Consider the following 23,493-nt stretch of genomic DNA (forward strand, 5'->3'; position numbering starts at 1 on the left):
TCTTTTTGCGGTTTTACTTGCATTTCTTTTTGTGTTTGTTGCATAGCAGGTTGCTGTGTAATTGGCGCTGATTGATACGTAACTTCTTCCTCATCTTCTATTCCAAGCGGAGTTGGCGTTGATGCAAACTCTTTTTGTTGCACTTCTTTTACGTATTGCTTCGGAGGCGCTGAACCTGCCCCAGCATGTTGTTTTACATGAACGCTGTTTGATGGTACTTTAATTTTCATACCTGGCATGATTAAATCTGGATTACTAAGTTGTGTATTTGTATTTTTCAACGTATCAAAATCCACTCCGTACTTTTTCGCAATTTTCCAAAGGGTATCCCCTTTTTGCACGATATGAATTTTCAAATTTTCCCCCTCCTGTATAACTTATCTATAAGTAACAAATCTCATGAAGTAACCCTTTCTAAATAACGTTAACTTCTTTTCACTTGTATCACTTCTTCGATTTTCAATATCATTAGAAGTGGAATAAGCATAAGAAAATCGCAATGATTTCTTCACAACAATGTATGCCCATTTCATTCTCGTTATGATTATATGTACGAAAAAAAGCAACGGAAATCCCGCTGCTTTATACACGCTCTAACATACGATTTAATGCAAGAACCGCTTCTTCGGTCACTTGTTTATCTACGCTAATAACGTTAATTTCTTCTCCTCTTTCTACCGTTTCAAGCACCCATAATAAGTGCGGCAGATCAATTCGGTTCATCGTTAAACACGGACACATAAATGGATTAAGTGAAACAATTTCTTTATCTGGATGTTGCTGAATAATTCGGTTCACTAAATTCATCTCTGTACCAATTGCCCATTTACTTCCAGGTGGCGCTGCTTCAATCATATCAATAATATATTTCGTTGATCCTGCGTAATCCGAAGCATCAACAACCTCATAACAGCATTCTGGATGTACAATAATATTCATATCCGGATGATTCTTCCGTACATTCTCAATGTTTTTCACCGTAAAGTTTTGATGAACCGAACAATGCCCTTTCCATAAAATCACTTGAATTTCTTCTATATCTCCATCGTACTCTAATGAATCTGTATGCGGGTCCCATACTGCCATTTTATCTAACGGGATACCTAAATCGTACGCTGTATTTCTTCCTAAATGTTGATCTGGTAAAAAGACAAGACGCTCTTTTTGTGTAAACGCCCAAGATACCATTTGTTTTGCATTAGAAGAAGTTACTGTCGCTCCGCCATTACGACCGCAAAATGCTTTAATTGCAGCTGTAGAGTTAACATACGTTAACGGAATCATCGTATCTCCAAATAACTTCGTGAGCCCTTTCCACGCTCTTTCTGTTTGTTCGATGTCTGCCATATCTGCCATCGAACAGCCTGCACGCATATCTGGCAAAATAACGATTTGATCGTCTGTCGTTAACATATCTGCTGTTTCTGCCATAAAGTGTACGCCGCAAAATACAATATATTTTGCTTCTTTATTGCTCGCTGCAACTTGCGCAAGCTGAAGTGAATCTCCTGCTGCATCAGAAAATTGTACCACTTCATCTTTTTGGTAATGATGTCCTGGAATAAATAGTGTTTTCCCCATTTTTTCTTTAATTTCACGAACACGCTTTTCCATATCTTCTGTTGACATCGTGTAATAACGCTCTGGTAACATCGTTTCAATCGGTTGTACTTTTTCTAAAATACTCATATCCCTTTCTCCCCCTCTAAACCACTTTCCTTACGCCTCAATATTGAAACTAATATCAAGTGCTTTCACTGAATGTGTTAACGCTCCAAGTGAAATATAATCGACACCTGTTTTTCCATATTCCGATAAATCTTCAATTATAATGCCTCCTGATGCTTCCGTAACGATGGCACTTGGTACAATCTTTGAAAACTCCCGAATCTCATCTGGCGTACGATTATCAAACATAATGATATCCGCACCAGCAGCTACAGCTTCTCTCACTTGTTCCTCTGTCTCTGTTTCCACTTCTACTTTCACCATATGTCCTAATTTTTCTTTCACCGATGTAACAGCTTTCGTAATAGAACCAGCAAAAGCAATATGATTGTCTTTAATCATGATACCGTCATATAAACCGAAACGGTGATTAAATCCGCCTCCGCACACGACTGCATACTTATCAAACATACGTAGCCCTGGCATCGTTTTTCGCGTATCACAAATACGTGTATGGCCGCTATCTAAAGCAAGCACAGCTTTATGTGTCATCGTAGCTATCCCGCTCATACGCTGGATAACGTTTAATATAACGCGCTCTGCCGTTAATAACGAAGCAATTGGTCCTTGCGCAGTTGCTATTATTTCGCCCTTTTCTACAAGATCCCCATCTTTTTTATGAAGCTCCACTTCAATTCTTTCATCAATTAATTTAAATCCTTCTTCAATTACTAAACGCCCCGCAAAGACCCCTGTATCCTTCGCAAGAAACGTTCCTTTTGAAAGTAAATTGTCTGGAAAAATAAGCTGAGATGTTACATCTCGTTCTCCTATATCTTCTAGAAAAAATCGATTTAATGCTTCTTTCACTTTTATCGTGTTCATAAAGCCCCTCTTCCCTTCATCACACAAGTTGTAGTTTTCTTTTCACTCGAACAATCTCTTTTTTTACTCTATTTCTATCCGGATAATCACTTCGATAATGACCACCAATGCTTTCTTCTCTTTGCAAAGCTGATACGACTATAAGCTCACAGACTGTTAACATATTAATGAGCGTTATCTCTTCATTTGTAAGAGCCTCATGTTGTAAGATCATATTTCGAACACCGTACTTACTAAGCCATCTCTTTGCAGAAGATAAACTTTGCTCTGTTCGCACAATCCCAACATATTTCATCATGCATTCTTGTATTTCTTCCTTCGCCGGCAAATGATTCAAAACGATAAACTTCTTTTCCTTCTCAGCTAGGATGTTCAATCTGTCTTTTGCCGCTTTCGTTAAAATATGTTGTCCTATTCTTTTTCCAAACACAAGACCTTCTAATAATGAATTACTTGCTAACCTATTTGCACCGTGAACGCCATTACAAGCTACTTCACCGACCGCATATAAATTTGGAATGGACGTCTCTCCATCACAGTTCGTTTTCACGCCACCCATATGAAAATGAGCACCGGGTACGACCGGAATGCGTTTTTCATTTATATCGACACCATTCTTTTTACACAATGATGCTACAGTCGGAAAACGTTCTTCGAAATTTTGGATAGACTCGATATTTACATACACTTTTTCACCCGCCAAAAGCTGCTCATGAATCGCTCTTGCTACTACATCGCGCGGCGCGAGATCGTGATCAGGGTGTATATCCATCATAAAACGCTGACCTTTTCCATTTATAAGGACAGCTCCTTCACCACGGACAGCTTCAGAGACGAGGCCGCAGCAGCTACCGTTTGCATATAACATTGTTGGGTGAAATTGTACAAACTCTAAATCTACGAGCTCCCCGCCTGCGCGGTATACCATCGCAAGTCCATCACCCGTAATTGTCTTATCGTTAGAAGTAAAGGCGTATAAACCGCCAATCCCACCTGTTGCTAACACCGTATAATCTGCAACGTAACGCTTCAACTTCCCTTCACTAGTTCTTGTTAAAACTCCAACACATTTATCATTTTCTATAATAAAATCGAGCACCATTTCCTGTTCCACTACCGTAACGTGCGGAGCTACTTCTTGAATGAAATGCTCTAATAAATTCTTTCCTGTTGCATCGCCACCTGCATGTAAAATACGGCGCTTTCGATGTGCGCCTTCTTTTCCAAGATGAGGACCGGTTTCATCTCCATCAAATTCCATTCCACTTTCAATGAGATGATTCATTTCTTTCGGCCCTTCCTCGACTAGATAACGGACCACATCTTCATTGTTATAATGACATCCTGCTACTAACGTATCTTCAAAATGATCATTTGGATTGTCATATGTAGCAACCGCTGCTGCAATTCCACCTTGCGCTAAATATGTATTATTATTACGATTCGTTTCCTTTGTGATAATAATCACATTCTTTTCGTGACAAATCTCTTTCGCAACACGAAGTGCCGCAACGCCACTTCCAATAATTAAGACATCTGCACTTGGCATAATTGTTGCCTCCTACTTTACACTTTTCAACTGTCTTGACACCTATATTTACATAGTTTTAAAATAATGACAAGAGTTTTTTTATAATTCTTATTTTCACTACCATTTAAAAAATACAAGAAATGTAACTCTTACTAAGGAGAGGAACTTACATGATGATATATCTTGACTATGCAGCTACTACACCTATGAGTGAAAAGGCGTTACAAACATATATGAAAGCAGCATCGCAATACTTCGGAAATGAACAAAGTTTACATGATATTGGAGGAACAGCTTCTTCTTTACTACAAGTTTGCAGAAAAACATTTGCTGACATGATTGGTGGAAAGGAACAAGGGGTATTCTTCACGAGCGGTGGTTCGGAATCCAACTACCTTGCGATTCAATCCCTTTTAAAGGCTAGAAGCGAGAAACATATTATTACAACACCTATGGAGCATGCATCCATTCGAAGTTATTTTCAATTCTTACAATCAGAAGGCTATACAATTACTGAAATTCCTGTTGATGAAGGCGGGCTCATTCATTTAGATGATTTAGAAACAGCTATTACAGAAAATACCGTTCTAGCAAGCATACAGCACGGAAACTCTGAAATTGGAACCGTTCAAAACATCGCAGAAATCGGGGCACTTTTAAAAAAATATAACGTTTTATTTCATTCAGATTGTGTGCAAACATTTGGTAAACTTCCTATCAATGTTTTTGAGATGGGAATTGATAGTCTTTCTGTTTCAGCACATAAAATATACGGACCAAAGGGTGTTGGTGCTTGCTATATAAATCCGCAAGTTCGCTGGGCACAAATATTTCCGGGAACTTCTCATGAAAAAGGGTTTCGCCCAGGTACAGTAAACGTTCCTGGCATCGCATCTTTTTTAACAGCCGCTGAGAATATATTAAAAAATCAACTGGAAGAAAGCTTACGTTTTAAAGAGTTACGATCCTACTTTTTAGAGCAATTACAAACACTTCCTCTAGAAATTCAAGTAGAAGGTCATTCTACTTCTTGTTTACCACATATTATTGGGGTTACAATAAAAGAAATAGAAGGTCAATATACAATGCTAGAATGTAATCGCCATGGTATTGCCATTTCCACCGGAAGTGCTTGCCAAGTCGGTAAACAAGAACCTTCGAAAACAATGCTTGCAATTGGAAAAACGTATGAAGAGGCGAAACAATATGTCCGCTTCTCTTTCGGGCAACAAACAACGAAAGATCAAATTGATACTACTATTCATGCACTACACACAATTGGAAATCAATTTTATAGAGGTGTTAAATCATAATGAAACAAAATGAACAAAAAAAGATTTTAGGCGAAGAAAGACGACAGCTTATCCTTCAGTGGCTTCTTGCTGCAAATGAACCGTTATCTGGGAATGAACTATCGAAAAAGACAAACGTAAGTCGACAAGTGATCGTGCAAGATATTTCCTTACTTAAAGCACGAAATGAACCGATTATTGCAACTGCTCAAGGATATTTATATTTAAAACCACAAGAGAAACAACAAGCTTTCGAACGCGTAATTGTCTGCCAACATAAACCAGCGGAAGTACGTCAGGAACTTACAATGCTTGTTGACCACGGCGTTACGATTAAAGATGTAAAAGTTGAGCATCCTGTATACGGTGACTTAACAGCATCCATCATGGTAAGTAATCGCTTTGATGTAGAGCAATATTTACAAAAAATCGAAAACACAAACGCTTCCTACCTCTCGCAACTAACAGATGGTATTCACTTACATACAATTGAGGCAGATTCTAAAGAAAAGTTAGACGCTGCTTGTGAGGCTTTAGATAAGGCAGGATTTCTCGTTTATTAATTCATGTAAAGCACAGAGTTTTTATCATTCTCTGTGCTTTTTTAGTGCTATAATATTGTAATCAATCGTAAAGGAGATCAAATATGGGAATTGAACTCGTTCACTTTAGCATTGGCAAACCGAAACAAATGAAATATGGCGAAGATAAAGAAATGATAACAGGTATATGTAAAGATTCTACAGAAGAAGCTTTTCTCTCAAAAGATGGCTTCCTTGGTGATGACGTGGCAGATTTAAAACATCACGGTGGGCCTGATCGCGCTGTTTGTGTATACCCACATGAGCATTACGCACTATGGGAAGAGGAATTTCAAACAACGCTTCCAGCTTCCACATTTGGTGAAAACATTACCGTAACAAATATGTTAGAGCGTGATGTATGCATCGGAGATACATATCAACTAGGTGAAGCAATCATTCAAGTGACGCAAGCCCGCGTACCTTGTAGCACAATTTCAAAACGTCTTGGCATCCCTGGCATTTTGCCGCGCATTGTAGCAACTGGATTTACTGGCTACTTATGCCGTGTTCTTCAAGAAGGTACTGTACGTAAAGATTCAAAAATCACATTACTAAAGCGTCCATCAAACAATGTATCTGTTTTATTCTCTAACGAAATTTATTTTCATAATAGAAAAGATAAAGACGGTATTGAAAAGATTCTTGCTGTTCCAGAACTAGCTGATATTTGGCGTGATCAGTTAGAAGATCGCCTTGTGAAGTTAAAATAAAGAATCCCACCATTTATAGGTGGGATTTTATTTATCTATCAGACGGTATACTACCGACTTAACTACAAACACTCTCCTTACAACCAATAAGAAGAATAACTCCCCAGCACAGTAACAGAAAAACCGAGTGCTTCAAGTTCCATCGTTACACCTGGCAATAATACATCATCGTATGCTTTATCGACATCGATTAAGAAAAAGTAATTTCCAAGACCTGTTTTCATCGGGCGCGATTCGATTTTTGATAGATTTAATTTTCTCCATGCGAAAGCTGATAACACTTGGTATAGTGCCCCTGCATAATCAGCAGGTAACGTTATCATAAGCGTCGTTTTCTCTCCGCGGTTTTCTCCGTTATTTGGGAGTATTGCTTTCTTTCTCTTATGGAGCACGAGGAAGCGTGTATGATTATTTTTATGTGTATGAATGCTACGTCTTACAATCGTTAATCCGTATTTTTCTGCAGCTGCTTCATTTGCAATAGCGGCGATTTTTTCTTCAGGATGTTCTTTCACATATTGCGCAGCAGCACTTGTTGATGTCATATCTCGGACAGTGACCCCTTTTAATTCTTCATTTAAAAACTTATGACATTGCGCAATAGCGTGCGGATGAGAATGCACTGCATATACTTCTTCCCACACTTCTGCATACTGCGGATGTACAAGTAAATGTTGCTGAATAGGTACTGTAATTTCTCCTACAATAGAAAGTGGTTGCTCATGTACAAGGTAATCAACTGTTATATTCACTGAACCTTCTATGGCGTTTTCTAGTGGTACCACTGCATAATCTACATTTCCATTTGCAGCTGCATCCATACAATCTGGAATCGTTCGATACGGTACATGCTCTGCTTCTGGAAAAAAACGACTCACCGCCATATTTGTAAATGTTGCTTCCGGTCCTAAATATCCTACTCGAATCATCGTCTTTTCCCCTCTTTTTCGTTTTCTTACTGTTATACCATACTTTTTTATATTCTTCTATGTAAATTTCGAATATTAAAAAAAGACTAGCATTCGCTAGTCTAAATGTTTCCTATATTCTCTTTGAGCGAAAAAGAAATACATGATGCATGCAGCGATATAAAATAGAATAAACAAGCCTACTTTTCGTAATGAACCATCCATAAAGAGCGTATTATGAAACGTATATAACGCAACTGCACTATGCATACTCCCTACTATAATTGGCGCAAAAAATAGCATACACAATTGCCAGCGAGAAATCTTCCATACTTCTTCCTTCGTCATTCCCAGTTTAGAAAGTGCCCCGTACTGCTTTCTATCCGATGCAATATTATGAAACCATTTAAAATATACGATACTACATGATGTAAGGAAAAATAATATACTAATGAATGAGCCTATAAATAGAGTAATATTGCCGAACTCTTTCATATTCACATATAACTCCATATTACTTCGAAATGCGTTATTATCATCTTGTTTCATATGTTTCCGTAAATCTTCATTTAATTTTTTCGTATTTTCGATATTTGGTAATGTGTATCCTCTATATATCATTTTTTCAGAATCCGGAACCTTATTTGCTATACTGTCAAAATCTTCATCATTCATGACGAAGAACAGACCATTAATGTACGAAAGGTGATAGTTAAATTGAACCCCTTCTTTCTGACCGTTAAATACGAATTGATATGGTTGGTTCATTACTTGCAATTGAATCTCTTTTTGATTATATACATTCGAATTATTGTATTTATTATAATAAACAAGTGTAACAGTTCCTTTTTTAGGATGATACGTTTTCTTTTTTTGTTTTCTTGCCTCCTGATTGTATTCACTTTCTTTAATGAGCGGCGCTACTTCTGTTTCCCCCTTGTTGGACTGAAAAGATGCATACACTCCAACAAAACTCATAGATTGAAAATCATCATACCCATACTGATGTAGTAACTTTTCAACCGCACCTTCCTCAAAGACTTCATGGGTAGAAATACCTTTTTCTATGTATGAAAATGAGTGTGCCCCCCCATCACGCCACATATCTTGCATGCTAGAAAAATATAAGAACACCGTACCTGTTGCCGTAACTACAAATGTCGTTGCCATAGAAAGCATAAAGAAAAAGCGACCATTTTCCTTCATTCGATGTGACAATTGATTCACTATAAATAAATACGGGTATGTATACATAATCTTTTTATTTCGTTTTATCATTTCTAACAATTGGATTGTACCGTGTGTAAAAGAAAAGTACGTTCCGAAAAAGACAAGTATAGACACAGGGAAAAAATATAATCCTATCGTTTCCATCGTCACTTGTAGCGCTAACGCGTATCCTGTCCCTAAACAAATAAAGCCACATATACAAAGCCACATTGATGTTTTCTTCTCTTTTTTATCAGTTCGAAATTCTTTCAATAACCGAATGATTTTTATATTCCATATACGTAAAGCACTTATAAAAGATAACAAAATAAAAACAACCATATATGTAATGAACGTTACCCCAATTGCTCCCACGTCAAATGTGACAGGGAGTTCTTTCGGAAGCCCCAGCAACATACTAAACACCATGAAGAAGAGCTTTAAAAAGATCATACCAAGCCCAATACCGAAAATATTAGCAAATACCCCGATCAACATTTGCTCAGTCATAATCATTCCTATTACGTTAGATTTCGTTGCTCCCATTAACATATATAATCCTAATTCTTTCTTACGTGCCTCTATGAAAATAGAAGTAGAATACAAAATAAATATGACGAAAAAAGAAATGATTATAACATTACATATGATAAGTCCCCAGCGTACGTTTTGATACCACAGCGTCTCCTGCATATACGGATGCACAATGACAGACATATATGCATAAGAAGCAAATATCGCAAAACAACTACTTAAGAAAAACACTTTATAATTACGCCAATTTCCTTTTATATTTTGCAAAGCTAATTGCCGAATGTTCATCTATCGTCCTCCTATAACTTACTACATGCGTAAAAAGCTAGAGGTTTCCCTAGCTTTTTACGTGTTTCAAATATCCTCTTTGCGCGATCATAAAGTAAATCGCAGAAGCTACAATGTATGCTCCAATTACAATCGCACCTGATTTCCATAAATCGAGATAAAGCATTTTTCCTAACGTATGAAGAGCAAATCCACTATGAATTGCACCGATTACAATTGGGATAAAGAAGATAACACCCATTTGTCGAATTGCAATTTTTCGAATTTCTTTATCTGTCATACCGATTCTCTTTAACGATTTAAATTGAATACGATCTTGCTCTTTATCGTTAAACCACTTAAAGTATGTCATACTACAAGCGAAGAAGAAGAACAGTACCGCTACAAAGAAACCGATGAACATCGTAATTGCTCCTGATTCCCTTATATTTTTATAAGCGAGCACCGAGTTGTTTAATTCCGCTTGCTTATCTGGTGCAATTTCCTTTTTCAAATCTAACACAAGATCTTCGGTACTTTTCCAATCTTCTATATAATAACCGTAATATTTCGTCTTTTCTTCATCTGGTACGAGCTTTGCGTATTTCTCAAAATCTTGATCATTCACAATGAGATATTCACTATCATTAAAAACAGAAAATGGAGTTGGTTCATTTAATTGAACAGACTGCATTTGCCCATTCATTTTAAATTCATATGGTTTCGTAAGGTCTACCTTCATCATATCTTTCGCCATATCCATTATGACCATCGTTGCACTACCTGGTGCATTATGAACTTCTCTAACTTGCTCTCTCTTTTGTTTACGTACTTCAGCGTTATATTCTTTTTCTGAAACAATCGCCATCGGTACTTCATGTTCACTGTTAAACATCGTGATTTTTTGAGTTCCAGGAAGTTTTACATACATTACTTCTCGCGCATCTTCAAATCCATGTTTTTTTATTAATTCTTTTGTTTTCCCATCTTTTATGACATTATGCGTATTTATTCCCTTTTCCTCATACGAAATAGCATGCGGGGTACTAGTCACTGCCTTATAACTCATATCCTCAAAAAATACGTACAGTGTACCAACTGCTGAAGATACAACGGCCGTAATGATAGAAATTACAAATAGAAAACGAGCATTATCTTTCATTTTATAAATAAGATTGCTAAGTACGAACATATTTGGATATGTATAAAAAGATTTTTTTCGTTTTTGTAACGCCTTTAACACGACTGTACTACCTTGTGTAAACAGCAAATAAGTTCCGCCTATCGTCAGCCCTACAATCGGTAAAAACAGCATGATAAAATTCATAAATGTCACTTGGAAGCTCAGTACATATGCAACAATAATACATCCTATACCCGCTACACATAACCATGTAAATGCAAAAGGTTCTATTTTTTGTTTTCTTGCTTCTCTTAATAAATCAATAATTTGCAAGCGTCCTACTGTCCAAACGCTAAACAATGATAGGATTAAAAATAGAATAAAGTATACACCTGCTGTAATCAAAACTGCTTTACTATTCCATACGAGTGGAAGTGTTTTATCTATTTTCAATATTACGCTTAATGCTTGAAAAAATAACTTTGAACAAAGCATACCAAGTCCAATACCTACTACAATTGCAATACTACCTAACATAAGCTGTTCTAATATAATCATTCGGCCAAGTTGAGATTTTGTTCCACCTATTAATGTTAATAAACCAAATTCTTTTTTCCTTGCTCGTAAAAATGTTGAATTTGCATATAAAATAAAGAGTGCTGAGAAAATGACTACAATATAATTCATCGATTCTAACCCTTTTGAAATCATATCCCTCATACTAATATTACCGCTTACGACATCTGGATGATAAATAAAGGAAGCATACATGAAAAATACGACTATCGATAGACAACTACTTATAAGAAACGCTTTATAATTACGCCAATTTCCTTTTACGTTATTAAGCGCGAGCTGGCGAAAGTTCATGATATTCTCCTCCTAGCATCGCAAGTACGTCCAGAATTTCTTGGAAAAAGGCTTGTTTCGTTCTTCCTTTATGTATTTCTGAGAAAATTTCTCCGTCGCGAATGAATAAAATACGTTCGCAATAACTCGCCGCTACCGGATCATGCGTTACCATTGCAATTGTTACTTTCTTTTGTTCATGTAAGTCTTGCAACGCGCTCATTAATGATTTTGCTGACTTCGAATCTAAATTTCCAGTTGGCTCATCCGCTAAAATTAAAGTTGGCTCATGAATAATTGCTCTCGCTGCTGCTGCACGTTGTTGTTGTCCGCCTGATACTTCATATACTTTTTTATTTAAAATTTCTTCGATATTTAAAAACTTTGCAATCTCAAGCACCTTTGCATCGATTTCATTTACAGATTTCTTCGCCATGACAAGTGGTAAAATAATATTTTCTTTAATCGATAACGTATCAAGTAAGTTAAAATCTTGGAAAATGAATCCTAAATGTGTACGGCGAAACTCCGCTAATTTTGCAGCACGCATTTGATTAATTTCTTCTCCATTTACAAGCACATGCCCTGAAGTTTGCTTATCAATTGTTGCTAATAAATTTAAAAGCGTTGTTTTCCCGCTTCCTGAAGGACCCATAATCCCTACAAATTCGCCTTCTTCTATTCTAAAATTTATATCATTTAAAGCAGTCGTCGCTACTGAACCTTTTGATTGATACACCTTTGTTAATCCTTTTACTTCAAGAACACTCATTTCTAATCCCCCTATGTGTTTTCTTCTTACATTTACTATAAGAAAAATAAGAAATAGAAACGAGTGATTTCCCTTACAAAACGTTTTGTTATCTTACAGTTTTGTCATTTTTCTCATTAATGTATGATATTCTTCATCTTTTGCAAATTGGAACGTGAATCTTGTCCCGTCTCCTTCAGCCGATTGCACATAAATACCGTGATGTAAATTATCGCAAATTTCCTTCGTAATATATAAACCCATTCCAGTCGCTTCTCTCGTTTTACGGCCATTTATTCCTGTAAAGAACGGATCAAATACTCGCTTTACATCTTGCTCTGGAATACCAATTCCATTGTCCTTAATATGTAATAACACCTTTTGATCTTTCTCTTCAATTTGAAATTGAATTTCCTTTTTCTCTACTTCTGAAATTTTCGTATACTTAATTGCATTTACAACAATTTGCCCTATAGCAATACTCAGCCATTTTCTATCAGATGCAACCATACAAGTATCTTCATCAAACATTACTTTCGGAAATACAGACGATTGAATGAACGACTTTCTATTTTCATTAATAATGCCTCGAATAATATCTACTACATTTACTACTTCTACTTTATAATCTTTTGCAAACTGTTCTAACCTTGCCATATGTAACGCTAAATCTAAACCATTTAGTATACGGTTATTTTCTTCACGAATACTTTCAACTGTTGCTCTTGCTTCACGATGCTCTTTACCAAACTTCTGTAATAGTAATTCTATAACCGATACTGGTGTTTTCATTTGATGAATCCACTGGTTCATAAATATCATTTGCTGCTGTTCTTTCGCATGTTGTTTATGAATTTCATTCATATATTGCTGTCTTAATAGCGTAAACGATTCAACGACCATCTCTTGCTCTGACGTATAAGAAGTATCAATAAGTAAAGAATCGTGTAATGTATTTCCGCCAGTAACATACTTTTCAATCCTATTTAAAAATACACTCCGTTTTCGATAATCGTAAATGAGGTATACAGCAAATACAACTGCCCCTAATAAAAGTCCATATAACCACGTACTCCAATCAATCGATCGCTTTTCTAAAAGACTTTGCAACTGCAGTACAAGCCCAAATAAACAAAGGCTAACAATATAAGAAAGAAGTAAAGAAAAGCGGTCCATGAGGTAATTTTTAACCTTCATGCCCTTCGCCCCACTCTGTAAGAAGCGCATAACCATATCCACGTTTCGTTACAATTGCATTTTTAATACCTAACTCCTCTAGTTTCTTCCTTACGCGTTTTACATTAACAGTTAATGTATTATCATCAACAAAAGCTACTTCATCCCACAGGGCTTCTAACAGTTCTTCGCGCGTTACATATTGATTTGCTTGTTTCATTAAACACTCTAATAGGTAAAATTCATTTTTTGTCAGCTCCGTTTGTTGCCCCTGCCACTCAACAATGTGTTGGGATGGAAATAATAACAGTCCATTTACACCTAAACAATCACTCTCAGCAACAGAGGCATACTCACCATAGCCACGGCGAAGTGCACTTTTCACCTTTGCCATCACGATATCTAAATGGAATGGCTTCGTAATGTAATCATCTCCACCATTTTCAATCGCCATTACTTGATCCATTTCCCCTGTTCTTGCAGAAACAAAAATAATTGGTGCATTCGATACAGTACGAATTTGACGACACCAATAAAACCCATCAAAATATGGCAAATTAATATCTAGTAATACGAGATGAGGATTTATTTTCACGAACTCATCTTTTATATGCCGTAAATCACTTGCTCTAAATGATTGATAGCCATACCTTTCTAAATGCTCTTCTAATATTCCCGCTATTTTTTCATCGTCTTCTACAATTAATATTTTATACATGTTCGTTTTCTCCCCATAAAAAAATTCTTCCAACACCACTCCTTGTTCTATTATAAATTGAAAATTTAATTAGTGGGTATTTTTTCCTATACGAATCAGACATTTACATAAAAAAAAGACTGCCATATTTCGGCAGTCTTAGTCGATAAATTCAAATTCATATTCAAGAATTTTTACAATATCTCCATCTTTTGCACCACGCGCACGAAGCGCTTCATCAATACCCATTCCGCGCATTTGGCGAGCGAAACGACGTATAGATTCATCACGTGAGAAGTCTGTCATTTTGAATGTCTTCTCAATATCATAACCAGAAATAACAAATGTGCCGTCACTTTCACGTGTAATTTCAAATTTAAGACTTTCAGCATCAAATTTGTACATTACACTTGCTTCAGACTCTTCGACAACATCGTACATTGGGAATTCTGGTGTTGTTTCTAGTAAGTTCGCTACTTCAAATAGTAAGTCACGAACACCTTGTTTCGTTACAGCTGAGATTGGGAAGATTTTTACTTCGTCTCCCACTTTCTCTTTAAATGCTTGTAAGTTTTCTTCTGCATCTGGCATATCCATTTTGTTTGCAACAACAACTTGTGGACGCTCTGTTAAACGCATATTGTATTCTTTTAATTCATTATTGATTGTTACGTAATCTTCATATGGTTCACGGCCTTCTAAACCAGACATATCAATAACGTGTACGATTACACGTGTACGCTCAATATGACGTAAGAATTGGTGTCCAAGTCCGACGCCGGCATGTGCGCCTTCTATTAGTCCAGGAAGGTCAGCCATAACGAAGCTGCGGTTATCACCCGTTTCAACAACACCAAGATTTGGAACGATTGTTGTAAAGTGATACTCTGCAATTTTCGGACGCGCTGATGATACAACAGATAATAATGTAGATTTACCTACACTTGGGAATCCAACAAGTCCAACATCTGCTAGCACTTTAAGTTCTAGAATGACATCACGTTCTTGACCTGGTTCCCCGTTCTCAGCGATTTCTGGCGCTGGATTCGTTGCTGTTGCGAAACGTGAGTTACCACGGCCACCACGACCACCTCTTGCGATTACAGCTGTTTGCTCATGCGTTACTAAATCGGCAAGAATTTGTCCTGTTTTTTCATCTTTTACTATTGTTCCTGGTGGAACCTTTACGATTAAATCTTCAGATTTACGACCGTGCTGACCTTTACTCATTCCGTGCTGACCACGATCAGCTTTGAAATGACGTTGGTAGCGGAAGTCCATTAATGTACGTAAGCCTTCCTCAACAACGAAAACAACATCTGCACCTTTACCACCGTCGCCACCTGCTGGGCCACCTTTAGGTACATACTTCTCACGACGATACGCAACCATTCCGTTACCACCGTCGCCGCCTTTTACATATATCTTGACCTGATCTACAAACATTATTTCACCACACTTTTTTCAATTGGTTGTAATATAACTGAGACTTCTTCGTCTCGTACTGTATAAGAAATGGAATACCATTTATTGTTTTGGGTCGCAAGCCAATTCTGTAGTTCTTCTACACTCGTTAGCTTACCACGAAAATCAAAAAAGAAACGAGCATTCTCCGCGTCACATTCAATTGTGATACAAACATAATTTTCAACATATACGTCTAAACTATGCTGAAGCATTGAGAAAAATTGATTCGTCCATGTACATACAGTCTCATCTAAGTGAGATAAGTTATGTAATTTCCCTAATACTTCGTACTCCAATAAGCACGGCTGCTGTTTCCAATTATATGTTAAAATCCACTCTGAAAATAAAGGCATTGATAGCCCTATCAGATTGGATTCTTGTCTCGCTTCTTGGACAAAACGATCGATGAGACTATGAATCTCTTCCACTTTTCCAAGGGAAAGGTTTCCTTTCACCATCTGCATACGATTGAGCCAATCATGTCTTGAATGACGCAATGCATCTATAATTGTCCATTTTTCATTCATTTAGATACCCCTTAATATAGAAAAACTCTAACCTGCACTCAGGTTAGAGTTTTCCGTGAGTTCTTATGCTTCTTGAGCAACAGGATATACGCTCACTTGTTTGCGGTCACGGCCAAGACGCTCAAAGCGTACTACGCCGTCAACTTTCGCGTATAAAGTGTCATCGCCACCACGACCAACGTTAACACCTGGATAAATTTTTGTACCGCGTTGACGGTAAAGAATTGAACCACCTGAAACCGTTTGACCATCTGCGCGTTTAGCACCAAGACGTTTTGACTGAGAGTCACGACCGTTCTTTGTACTACCTACACCTTTCTTAGATGCGAAAAACTGAAGATCTAATCTTAACATACGTTACACCTCCTGCACTTTTTCTATTAAACGGATATACTTTCCGTAATCAAGTTCGATCGTCTTAAGCGAAACAACCAATCCTTCTAAAAGCGTTTGTGCTTTTTCTGCTGCATGAACGTCTAAATCATTAGGCAATTCATACGTTAAGAATCCGCCATCACTTCCGAGTTCAATAGTTGCCTGCACATTACAAAGTTCTTCCACTGCATTTATAGAACCAAACACAACCGCTGTAGTTCCAGCACAGACAAGGTCTTGTCCATGTGGCGCATAATTGGCATGTCCAGTCATTTTAAATGATTGGATACTTCCTAATTTCGTGCGACTTATCGTAATTTTAATCATGTTAACCTGGATTAAGCGTTGATAGCTTCAACAACTAGCTTAGTGTAAGGTTGACGATGACCTTGTTTCTTACGATTGTTCTTTTTCGCTTTGTATTTGAAAACGATGATTTTCTTAGCGCGACCTTGTTTTTCAACTTTCGCAGTAACTGTTGCACCTTCTACAACTGGGCTACCAACTTTAACGTTTTCGCCACCAACGAAAAGAACTTTGTCAAAAGTAACAGTTTCACCAGCTTCAACATCTAATTTTTCAATGTAGATTGCTTGACCAGCTTCAACTTTAATTTGTTTTCCACCTGTTTCGATAATTGCGTACATACTTGCACCTCCTCTTAATTACTAAGACTCGCCAAAAACGAGGTAGACATAAATGTCTTTAGGGAACCTGTTTTGTGCGGTTGTAGCATATAGCCGTTTAGGTGCTATAAACTATAACATAAAGATGTTACCATAATTCATTGACTATTGTCAATGAAAGTTCTACTAACTATTTTTTCCGTTCTGCAATTTCTTTTTTACTTCCAAAACGGATAATAGCGTACTTTTCGATCATATCATCTTTGAAATAAATTTCAAATGGAATATTTTTTTGTAATTCTTTTTGCAAAAATTGTTTTTGTAATTCTTTAGGTGCAGCGATTAATACTGCCTCATCCTCTATATCGCCATATGTAATTAGCTCTCTCTCTAACTCATACGCAATTTTTTCATATGACATTACATACCCTGTCGCTTTGCACGGTATACACTCTTCTAGCAATACGTCGCGTAAAGAATGTTTCTTACGTTTACGTGTCATCTCCAAAATCCCTAACTCTGTAAAACCGAGCACTCTCGTATATGTGCGATCATTTTGCATAGCAGCCATGAGACATTCTCTTACCTTTTCTTTATCTTCTCTTCTTTTCATATTAATAAAATCAATTAATATCATACCACCGATATCACGCAGTCTTAATTGACGTGCAATCTCTTCAGCTGCCGCCTCATTTGTACGAAGGACTGTATCTTGTAAATTCTGTTTTCCAGTAAACTTGCCCGTATTCACATCAATTACAGTCATCGTCTCCATTTGTTCCACAATTAAATAAGCACCATTCGGGAGCCACACAATTTTTTGAAGTGCTTTCTCAACCTCACGCTCTATTCCAAAATGGTTAAACATTGAAGATTTTTCATTATAAAAAGATACTTTTTCTTTCCCTACTTTTTCTTCTAATTCTTTCACTATACTTCTTGTATCTACAACTACTCTTTCAATCGTTTCAATTGGATTTTCTTGAAATACACGATCTAAAAAGGTGGCCGGTCGATGAAGTAGCAACGGTGCCTTTCCCTGGCCCTCTTTTCTTTTTAACTCTTCATATAACTGCTGTAACCTTTGCATTTCAGCTTGTATTTCTTCAATTTCTCCTTTCTCAGAAGCAGATCGGAAAATGTACCCTCCTGTCCCTTCTACCTCAATTTGGAGTAGCTGTTGTCTTCTTTTATTATTTTTTATCTTTCGAGAAACTGCACGCATTTCATCGTATGGCATATAAACGACATATTTCCCGGTAAATTCTATGTTTGCTGTCAATTTCGGCCCTTTCGTATCAATTGCCTCTTTCACAACTTGTACGAGTACCGCTTGCCCTTCATGTATACGATAGGAAGATGGTACATCATCATATGAAAGGTACGCATGTTTTTCTAAACCGATGTTTACAAATGCTGCGTTCATTCCAGCGATTGTTCTTACGATACGTCCGGCATAAATATGCCCAACAATCTCTTGTTCTTCATTTCGTTTCCATAAAAACTCAACAATTTTTTTCTTCTCTTCAATTGCAACGCGTTTTTCCGATCCTGCATAGTTTATATATAACGTTTTCAAAATGCTTTCCTCACTTTATAATCTTCTTTGCTTTTACAATAATAAAAGGTTAGTGCTATCGTCAACACTAACCGATTAATTCTTCAACAGACGAAGTTGTTCGTTTTTCAGTAAAATACGCATAGAGTAATTCATTTTCATCCAATGTGTAATGTTCTTTATATTTTCCATGGACGATAATAGAGTGCTTATACCCTCTACGAAATTTTGTGAAGATCGTATATAAACGATCTTCTGATTGCACTTCAATAGATGCAATCTTTTCAATTCCTCTTTTGTTCCCATAATAACGTTCTAATAAAAAACGCATAAAGGCATACTGTTTTTGTTTCCACTCTTGATATAACGACACCGCTAAAAATATGAGTAGTACCCACATCATAATATTGTTACTATTCCAAAGTAACTGCCACACTAGTATTACACTAAAAAAAACACATGATAATTTCATCATCTTTTCATGTGCTTGTAAATAAGGAAAACGATATGATAATACGTTAAACAATACTTTCCCGCCATCAAGCGGCCAAATAGGCAGTAAATTAAATGCTAAAATAATTATATTATTCCACATAAAGAAATAATATAAATCCGCACCAAGCCAACCAGCTTCAAACACTATATAACCTACCGCCATCATCCAAATATGTTGTATAGGTCCTGCAATTACGACAACTAGTTCCTCTTTCAATGACTTATTCCCATGTTCCTCAAGCTCAGCCACGCCACCAAACGGTAAAAGTTGAATCTTTTTAATACGCCAATTGTAGTGTGCCGCCGCAAAGGCGTGCCCAAGTTCATGGATAAGAACGATACAAAATAACAGGAGTAACTCTTTAAAACGTGCCGTAAAAATACCAATGACAATAATAACCCAAAACAACGGATGCACTGAAATCTTCGTTAAAACTTCTCTATATTTAATCAAATGAAATCACCTGAATCGGGTCAATAAATTTTTCATTCTTTTTTATCGCGAAATAAAACTTACCATTTTTATTATTTGCATCATTATTCACCGTTCCAATTTTTTGTTTCTTTGAAACGTAATCATATAATTTCACTGACATGTCATTTAAATTCGCATACCACGATTCCGTTCCATCTGCATGCTGAATTTGAACTGTATTACCAAGTTCCTCTTTCTTCCCTGCAAAAACAACTAATCCTTCATTCACTGACTCAACAGTTGCATTTGTAGCTGTTTGAACAAATACACCTTGGCCATTTTTTTGAAACCCTTGCATTACCTTTCCAGACGCAGGAATTGCATAATCTTTTTGCTGAATGGTTCCTTCTTTTTTCTCAGTAGGTGAATAAAATACGAGCGGTTTTCCAAACTGCTTTTCGTACCATTTCGCTACAGTAGCAAACTGAAATTCTTCTTTCATCACTTTCTCTGTAACAGCTTTCGCACCTTCGAAAGAAGAGGGTGCATTCTTATATAAAATAGCGACAGAAAGAACTAATATTGCTGATAACAAAACTTTGAAAAAAAATACTTCTTTTCGAAATAAAGGATGAATTTCCTTTTCTCCATCTTCAATAAATACTGTTTCACTATCAAAATTCCCTCCAGCAAAATACTGCTCTTCCTCCATCCTTTCTTGCTCTGCCTTCCTTTTCGCAATCCGTTTTTTAATTTCTTCTACACGTTTATTCTTCATACTGTCTCCTTTCTTTCGTTAAGCTAATTAAAATAGAAACAGTTGTATACAGTTTGTACATATGTATGAGCTAAAAAAGAAAGATATTCGTGTGAAGAAAAAAGAAAGCACTTCGCATATGCGCGAAGTGCTTTTAACGGATTCCAAAGAAGTTTTTCATCTTTGTAAATACCGATACCTTTTCTTGTTCAAATGCTTGCAATGGTACATTCTCACCCAGCAAGCGTCTTGCAATATTACGATAAGCTAACGCTGCTTTTCCGCTCGGTTGCAACGCTACAGGTTCACCTGTATTTGTAGCACGAATAACTTCATCATCATCCTCGACAACACCAAGAAGCTCGATTGACAATGTACGTACGATTTCATCAACATCTAACATATCCTGCTCATGAAGCATATGACTACGCACACGATTAATAACAAGTTTTGGTGGTTCAATATCCTCTTTTTCTAAAAGCCCGATAATACGATCTGCATCGCGCATTGAGGATACCTCTGGCGTCGTAACAACGATTGCTTTATCCGCACCAGCTACCGCGTTTTTAAATCCCTGCTCAATCCCCGCAGGACAATCAATTAATATGTAATCATAATCTTGACGTAATACTTGTATTAATTCATCCATTTGTTCAGGTGTTACCGCTGATTTATCACTCGTTTGTGCTGCAGGTAATAAATAAAGATCATCAAAACGCTTATCTTTAATAAGCGCCTGAGGTAAACGACAACGCCCTTCAACGACATCAACAAGATCAAATACAATACGATTTTCCAGCCCCATTACTACGTCTAAGTTTCGAAGACCGATATCTGTGTCAATTAAGCACACTTTCTTTCCAGATAACGCTAGGGCTGTACCAATGTTCGCAGACGTTGTAGTTTTACCTACTCCGCCTTTTCCAGATGTAATTACTATTGCCTCTCCCACAGCTATACAATTCCCCTTTCTAACTTTGTTAAATTAGGTCTAAGATGAGTGAGAAGTTGCAGTCGATCGACAACAATGTGATTGTTCTCATTAATATACGCACATTCTGCCGCCTCCGCTCCGTCTTCTTTCTCTTCCGGAGCCCGCATTGCCACATCACTAATTCGAAGTTGCATCGGGTTCATATCAGATGCAGCGATTACAGCATCCGAATCCCCATAATACCCAGCATGTGCAATTCCTCTTAATGATCCTACGACAAAAATATTCCCCCCAGCGATAACCGTTCCGCCTGGATTAACATCTCCAATTAACAATAAATTTCCTTTTACATGTAAAACTTGTCCAGAGCGAACAATTTTGGAAATAGGGACAATTTCTGTTTCTTCTTTCCAAGCTATTGCTTCTGCTTTAGTTATAACATCACTTTCAATTGAATCCACAACAAGATTCTTTTTATTACGAATTAACGTACGAATCTCTTCTTGTTGGACTTCTGTTAAATAACGATTTCCCACTTTCACATGCACTTCAATTAAAGAGCGCCCATCACCATCATAGTAATGTGTAGAAAGCTTTTCATCCAATTCCTCTAGTAATTCAGAGAATGAACAACAATCATCTAAATGAAGCGTTATTCCGTCTTTTGTCCCTTTTATTGTTACATTTTGTTGCTTTTTTTCTTCCACTAAAGTTCACCCCACCGATTCAATTCGACATAAAATTAGAAAATCCTTTTTTCTTTTTCTTCCATCGCTTTTGAAAGACGCACTAAATATCGTCTCAGTGGGAAACAAACTATCAATAAGAAAATTGCATTTAGCAATACAGTAGACAGGAGACGATCTGTGAAAAAGACATACGCTGACATATGAGTACGTCCTAACAAAGTTAAAAATCCATACACATAATACTCTAGTGCTACAATACCTGCTAGTACAATAGAAGCAACAATAAATAAATTCAATTGTAATATCTTCATCACACTATAAACTAAATAAGCTAAAATCGGATACGCAAAAATATATATACCGACAAGTTCTGTGTATACGGTATCAAATAAGAAACCAAATAAGAGCCCGTAATAAATCCCTTGGACCGGACTATAGTACACAGTAATAAAACATAACACAATTATAAAGAAATGAGGTGCTGCTATACTGTCTTTCCAAAAAACCTCTGTTGGAACAATAGTAGCAAACATATTTTCAAATAGAAAAACAAAAAGGAGCAAAAGAGGAAGAGCTGCTCTTTTTAAAATCTTCATCATCTCTTCTCCCCCTCCTATTCTAATGGCGCTGAAGGCGTTGCACGTTTAGCAACCATAATATGCTCTACGTCATTCAAGTCAGCGGCCGGTTTTACATAAGCTGTTTTTGTTAAGCCGTATGGATCTGGCTGCACATCAACAATTGTCCCAATTACAAGACCTTTCGGGAAAATATCACCAAGTCCAGATGTTACGACTAATTGATCTTTCGCTACCTGAGCATCAGAGCCGATCTTTGTGAAAAGAAGTAAGTGCTTTTCTTTGTCGTAACCTTCAATCAATCCGAAGATTTTCTCATCACCTTGTACGATAGCAGAAACACGATTTGTTCGGCTCATAGAGCTTAGCAATTCTACTGATGATGTAAACTGAGATACACTTTTCACTCGTCCAACTAGACCTTGTGAAGTTACTACAGCCATATCTTTTTTAATTCCTTGCTGTGCTCCTTTATCAATTCCGATTAAATCGTACCATTTATCTGGATTACGAGAAACAACAGTAGCTGGAATTTCAGTATATTGGCTATTTAACTCTTTTTTACCCGTTAACTCTTGTAACTTCTTGTTATCATCTTCTAATTGTTTTACTTTCCCTGATAAACCTGCATAATTATCTAATTTTGCTTTTAATTCTTTATTCTCTTCATACGTGCGCTTTACATCCTCTACATTTTCGAAGAATCCAGCTACGTATTTCGCTGGCTTTTGGAATACACGTTCTACAACACCGACAGTGTCTTTAACAAACTGCTCTGGCCATGTTAAACTGTTCCGTTCTTTCAATGAGATTCCAATCAATGCCACGAGAAGAATAATACTAACTAACAAAACAATTAATCTTTTGTTTAAGAAAAACTGTGGCACG

At 36.8% G+C, this 23,493-nt stretch carries 25 protein-coding genes and 1 other annotated feature; of the genes, 3 read left to right on the forward strand and 22 right to left on the reverse strand.

From position 1 onward, the window contains the following. From safA to nadB, 4 genes are all read right to left on the reverse strand, one after another. Positions 1-356, reverse strand: a 356-nt coding sequence (gene safA, locus MR113_RS13945; RefSeq protein ID WP_242254915.1) for a SafA/ExsA family spore coat assembly protein, incomplete at its 3' end; no start/stop codon positions are given. A 226-nt stretch (positions 357-582) separates the two neighbouring features. Beyond that, positions 583-1,689 carry a quinolinate synthase NadA gene (gene nadA, locus MR113_RS13950; RefSeq protein ID WP_098374098.1) on the reverse strand — a complete coding sequence of 369 codons (1,107 nt, stop codon included), beginning with the start codon at positions 1,687-1,689 and terminating at the stop codon, positions 583-585. Between the two features lie 30 nt (positions 1,690-1,719). Next, positions 1,720-2,553, reverse strand: a complete 834-nt coding sequence (gene nadC, locus MR113_RS13955; protein WP_242254917.1) for a carboxylating nicotinate-nucleotide diphosphorylase — start codon at positions 2,551-2,553, stop codon at positions 1,720-1,722. Between the two features lie 19 nt (positions 2,554-2,572). Beyond that, positions 2,573-4,102 (reverse strand): L-aspartate oxidase, encoded by a 1,530-nt coding sequence (nadB, locus tag MR113_RS13960; RefSeq protein ID WP_242254919.1) that lies wholly within the window; start codon positions 4,100-4,102, stop codon positions 2,573-2,575. 152 nt (positions 4,103-4,254) lie between these two features. Here nadB and MR113_RS13965 point away from each other — a divergent pair, with 152 nt between their 5' ends. The 3 genes from MR113_RS13965 to MR113_RS13975 all read left to right on the forward strand — a co-directional run bounded on the left by MR113_RS13965 (position 4,255) and on the right by MR113_RS13975 (position 6,670). After that, complete coding sequence (locus MR113_RS13965) at positions 4,255-5,397, forward strand: IscS subfamily cysteine desulfurase (RefSeq protein ID WP_242254921.1); 1,143 nt, start codon at positions 4,255-4,257, stop codon at positions 5,395-5,397. Further along, positions 5,397-5,939 carry a transcription repressor NadR gene (locus tag MR113_RS13970; protein ID WP_000812272.1) on the forward strand — a complete coding sequence of 181 codons (543 nt, stop codon included), beginning with the start codon at positions 5,397-5,399 and terminating at the stop codon, positions 5,937-5,939. The genes MR113_RS13965 and MR113_RS13970 overlap by 1 nt, the downstream gene beginning before the upstream one ends. A gap of 83 nt (positions 5,940-6,022) precedes the next feature. Continuing rightward, positions 6,023-6,670, forward strand: coding sequence for an MOSC domain-containing protein (locus tag MR113_RS13975; protein WP_242254923.1), 648 nt, complete (start codon positions 6,023-6,025; stop codon positions 6,668-6,670). A gap of 77 nt (positions 6,671-6,747) precedes the next feature. On the opposite strand, the gene pheA is transcribed toward MR113_RS13975, so the two are convergent. The 18 genes from pheA to mreC all read right to left on the reverse strand — a co-directional run bounded on the left by pheA (position 6,748) and on the right by mreC (position 23,492). Beyond that, positions 6,748-7,599, reverse strand: coding sequence for a prephenate dehydratase (pheA, locus tag MR113_RS13980; RefSeq protein WP_097951044.1), 852 nt, complete (start codon positions 7,597-7,599; stop codon positions 6,748-6,750). A 96-nt stretch (positions 7,600-7,695) separates the two neighbouring features. After that, complete coding sequence (locus tag MR113_RS13985) at positions 7,696-9,609, reverse strand: ABC transporter permease (protein ID WP_242254924.1); 1,914 nt, start codon at positions 9,607-9,609, stop codon at positions 7,696-7,698. A gap of 49 nt (positions 9,610-9,658) precedes the next feature. Further along, positions 9,659-11,581, reverse strand: a complete 1,923-nt coding sequence (locus tag MR113_RS13990; protein WP_242254931.1) for an ABC transporter permease — start codon at positions 11,579-11,581, stop codon at positions 9,659-9,661. Next, on the reverse strand, positions 11,556-12,332 hold the full coding sequence (locus MR113_RS13995) for an ABC transporter ATP-binding protein (protein WP_242254934.1): 777 nt from the start codon (positions 12,330-12,332) through the stop codon (positions 11,556-11,558). The genes MR113_RS13990 and MR113_RS13995 overlap by 26 nt, the downstream gene beginning before the upstream one ends. A gap of 93 nt (positions 12,333-12,425) precedes the next feature. Next, complete coding sequence (locus MR113_RS14000; protein ID WP_242254938.1) at positions 12,426-13,508, reverse strand: HAMP domain-containing histidine kinase; 1,083 nt, start codon at positions 13,506-13,508, stop codon at positions 12,426-12,428. Beyond that, on the reverse strand, positions 13,498-14,205 hold the full coding sequence (locus tag MR113_RS14005; protein ID WP_063261314.1) for a response regulator transcription factor: 708 nt from the start codon (positions 14,203-14,205) through the stop codon (positions 13,498-13,500). Before MR113_RS14005 ends, MR113_RS14000 begins: the two co-directional genes overlap by 11 nt. A 138-nt stretch (positions 14,206-14,343) precedes the next feature. Next, complete coding sequence (obgE, locus tag MR113_RS14010; protein ID WP_000497121.1) at positions 14,344-15,630, reverse strand: GTPase ObgE; 1,287 nt, start codon at positions 15,628-15,630, stop codon at positions 14,344-14,346. Further along, entirely contained in the window at positions 15,630-16,178 is a 549-nt protein-coding gene (locus MR113_RS14015) for a sporulation initiation phosphotransferase B (protein ID WP_061677164.1), read from the reverse strand. Before MR113_RS14015 ends, obgE begins: the two co-directional genes overlap by 1 nt. Before the next feature lie 63 nt (positions 16,179-16,241). Then, positions 16,242-16,532 carry a 50S ribosomal protein L27 gene (gene rpmA / locus MR113_RS14020; RefSeq protein WP_000944957.1) on the reverse strand — a complete coding sequence of 97 codons (291 nt, stop codon included), beginning with the start codon at positions 16,530-16,532 and terminating at the stop codon, positions 16,242-16,244. Positions 16,533-16,535: 3 nt separating this feature from the next. Continuing rightward, the gene (locus MR113_RS14025) at positions 16,536-16,880 is read right to left on the reverse strand and encodes a ribosomal-processing cysteine protease Prp (protein ID WP_061677162.1); all 345 of its coding nucleotides are present in this window, start codon (positions 16,878-16,880) and stop codon (positions 16,536-16,538) included. Between the two features lie 11 nt (positions 16,881-16,891). Beyond that, a complete protein-coding gene (gene rplU, locus MR113_RS14030) occupies positions 16,892-17,200 on the reverse strand; it encodes a 50S ribosomal protein L21 (protein WP_000270907.1) in 309 nt (102 codons plus the stop codon). A gap of 14 nt (positions 17,201-17,214) precedes the next feature. Next, positions 17,215-17,292: a sequence feature (ribosomal protein L21 leader region), on the reverse strand. Between the two features lie 77 nt (positions 17,293-17,369). Further along, entirely contained in the window at positions 17,370-18,758 is a 1,389-nt protein-coding gene (locus MR113_RS14035) for an Rne/Rng family ribonuclease (protein WP_242254940.1), read from the reverse strand. A 67-nt stretch (positions 18,759-18,825) separates the two neighbouring features. Then, complete coding sequence (gene spoIVFB / locus MR113_RS14040) at positions 18,826-19,686, reverse strand: stage IV sporulation intramembrane metalloprotease SpoIVFB (protein WP_242254943.1); 861 nt, start codon at positions 19,684-19,686, stop codon at positions 18,826-18,828. After that, the gene (gene spoIVFA, locus MR113_RS14045; RefSeq protein WP_242254945.1) at positions 19,679-20,425 is read right to left on the reverse strand and encodes a stage IV sporulation protein SpoIVFA; all 747 of its coding nucleotides are present in this window, start codon (positions 20,423-20,425) and stop codon (positions 19,679-19,681) included. Before spoIVFA ends, spoIVFB begins: the two co-directional genes overlap by 8 nt. Positions 20,426-20,558: 133 nt before the next feature. Beyond that, positions 20,559-21,356: a septum site-determining protein MinD gene (gene minD / locus MR113_RS14050; protein WP_000503310.1), complete on the reverse strand. Its 798-nt coding sequence runs from the start codon at positions 21,354-21,356 to the stop codon at positions 20,559-20,561. Positions 21,357-21,358: 2 nt separating this feature from the next. Beyond that, a complete protein-coding gene (gene minC / locus MR113_RS14055; RefSeq protein WP_000391511.1) occupies positions 21,359-22,045 on the reverse strand; it encodes a septum site-determining protein MinC in 687 nt (228 codons plus the stop codon). Between the two features lie 35 nt (positions 22,046-22,080). After that, positions 22,081-22,626 carry a rod shape-determining protein MreD gene (gene mreD / locus MR113_RS14060; protein ID WP_073516616.1) on the reverse strand — a complete coding sequence of 182 codons (546 nt, stop codon included), beginning with the start codon at positions 22,624-22,626 and terminating at the stop codon, positions 22,081-22,083. A gap of 14 nt (positions 22,627-22,640) precedes the next feature. Beyond that, the gene (gene mreC / locus MR113_RS14065; RefSeq protein ID WP_242240561.1) at positions 22,641-23,492 is read right to left on the reverse strand and encodes a rod shape-determining protein MreC; all 852 of its coding nucleotides are present in this window, start codon (positions 23,490-23,492) and stop codon (positions 22,641-22,643) included. Position 23,493 lies beyond the last annotated feature (1 nt).

The sequence above is a fragment of the Bacillus cereus group sp. BfR-BA-01379 genome, assembly GCF_022663605.1.
Taxonomy (GTDB): Bacteria; Bacillota; Bacilli; order Bacillales; family Bacillaceae_G; genus Bacillus_A; species Bacillus_A mobilis.

Bases quoted from the DNA above. Each gene is read 5' to 3' on its own strand.
- MR113_RS13990 (WP_242254931.1), bottom strand. From the start codon at position 11,581: ATGAACTTTCGCCAGCTCGCGCTTAATAACGTAAAAGGAAATTGGCGT.
- mreD (WP_073516616.1), bottom strand. From the start codon at position 22,626: ATGATGAAGATTTTAAAAAGAGCAGCTCTTCCTCTTTTGCTCCTTTTT.
- nadA (WP_098374098.1), bottom strand. From the start codon at position 1,689: ATGAGTATTTTAGAAAAAGTACAACCGATTGAAACGATGTTACCAGAG.
- nadC (WP_242254917.1), bottom strand. From the start codon at position 2,553: ATGAACACGATAAAAGTGAAAGAAGCATTAAATCGATTTTTTCTAGAA.
- MR113_RS14025 (WP_061677162.1), bottom strand. From the start codon at position 16,880: ATGATTAAAATTACGATAAGTCGCACGAAATTAGGAAGTATCCAATCA.
- MR113_RS13975 (WP_242254923.1), top strand. From the start codon at position 6,023: ATGGGAATTGAACTCGTTCACTTTAGCATTGGCAAACCGAAACAAATG.
- nadB (WP_242254919.1), bottom strand. From the start codon at position 4,102: ATGCCAAGTGCAGATGTCTTAATTATTGGAAGTGGCGTTGCGGCACTT.
- MR113_RS13985 (WP_242254924.1), bottom strand. From the start codon at position 9,609: ATGAACATTCGGCAATTAGCTTTGCAAAATATAAAAGGAAATTGGCGT.
- pheA (WP_097951044.1), bottom strand. From the start codon at position 7,599: ATGATTCGAGTAGGATATTTAGGACCGGAAGCAACATTTACAAATATG.
- MR113_RS13995 (WP_242254934.1), bottom strand. From the start codon at position 12,332: ATGAGTGTTCTTGAAGTAAAAGGATTAACAAAGGTGTATCAATCAAAA.
- MR113_RS14000 (WP_242254938.1), bottom strand. From the start codon at position 13,508: ATGAAGGTTAAAAATTACCTCATGGACCGCTTTTCTTTACTTCTTTCT.
- rplU (WP_000270907.1), bottom strand. From the start codon at position 17,200: ATGTACGCAATTATCGAAACAGGTGGAAAACAAATTAAAGTTGAAGCT.
- MR113_RS13965 (WP_242254921.1), top strand. From the start codon at position 4,255: ATGATGATATATCTTGACTATGCAGCTACTACACCTATGAGTGAAAAG.
- spoIVFA (WP_242254945.1), bottom strand. From the start codon at position 20,425: ATGAAGAATAAACGTGTAGAAGAAATTAAAAAACGGATTGCGAAAAGG.
- MR113_RS13970 (WP_000812272.1), top strand. From the start codon at position 5,397: ATGAAACAAAATGAACAAAAAAAGATTTTAGGCGAAGAAAGACGACAG.
- obgE (WP_000497121.1), bottom strand. From the start codon at position 15,630: ATGTTTGTAGATCAGGTCAAGATATATGTAAAAGGCGGCGACGGTGGT.
- MR113_RS14015 (WP_061677164.1), bottom strand. From the start codon at position 16,178: ATGAATGAAAAATGGACAATTATAGATGCATTGCGTCATTCAAGACAT.
- MR113_RS14005 (WP_063261314.1), bottom strand. From the start codon at position 14,205: ATGTATAAAATATTAATTGTAGAAGACGATGAAAAAATAGCGGGAATA.
- rpmA (WP_000944957.1), bottom strand. From the start codon at position 16,532: ATGTTAAGATTAGATCTTCAGTTTTTCGCATCTAAGAAAGGTGTAGGT.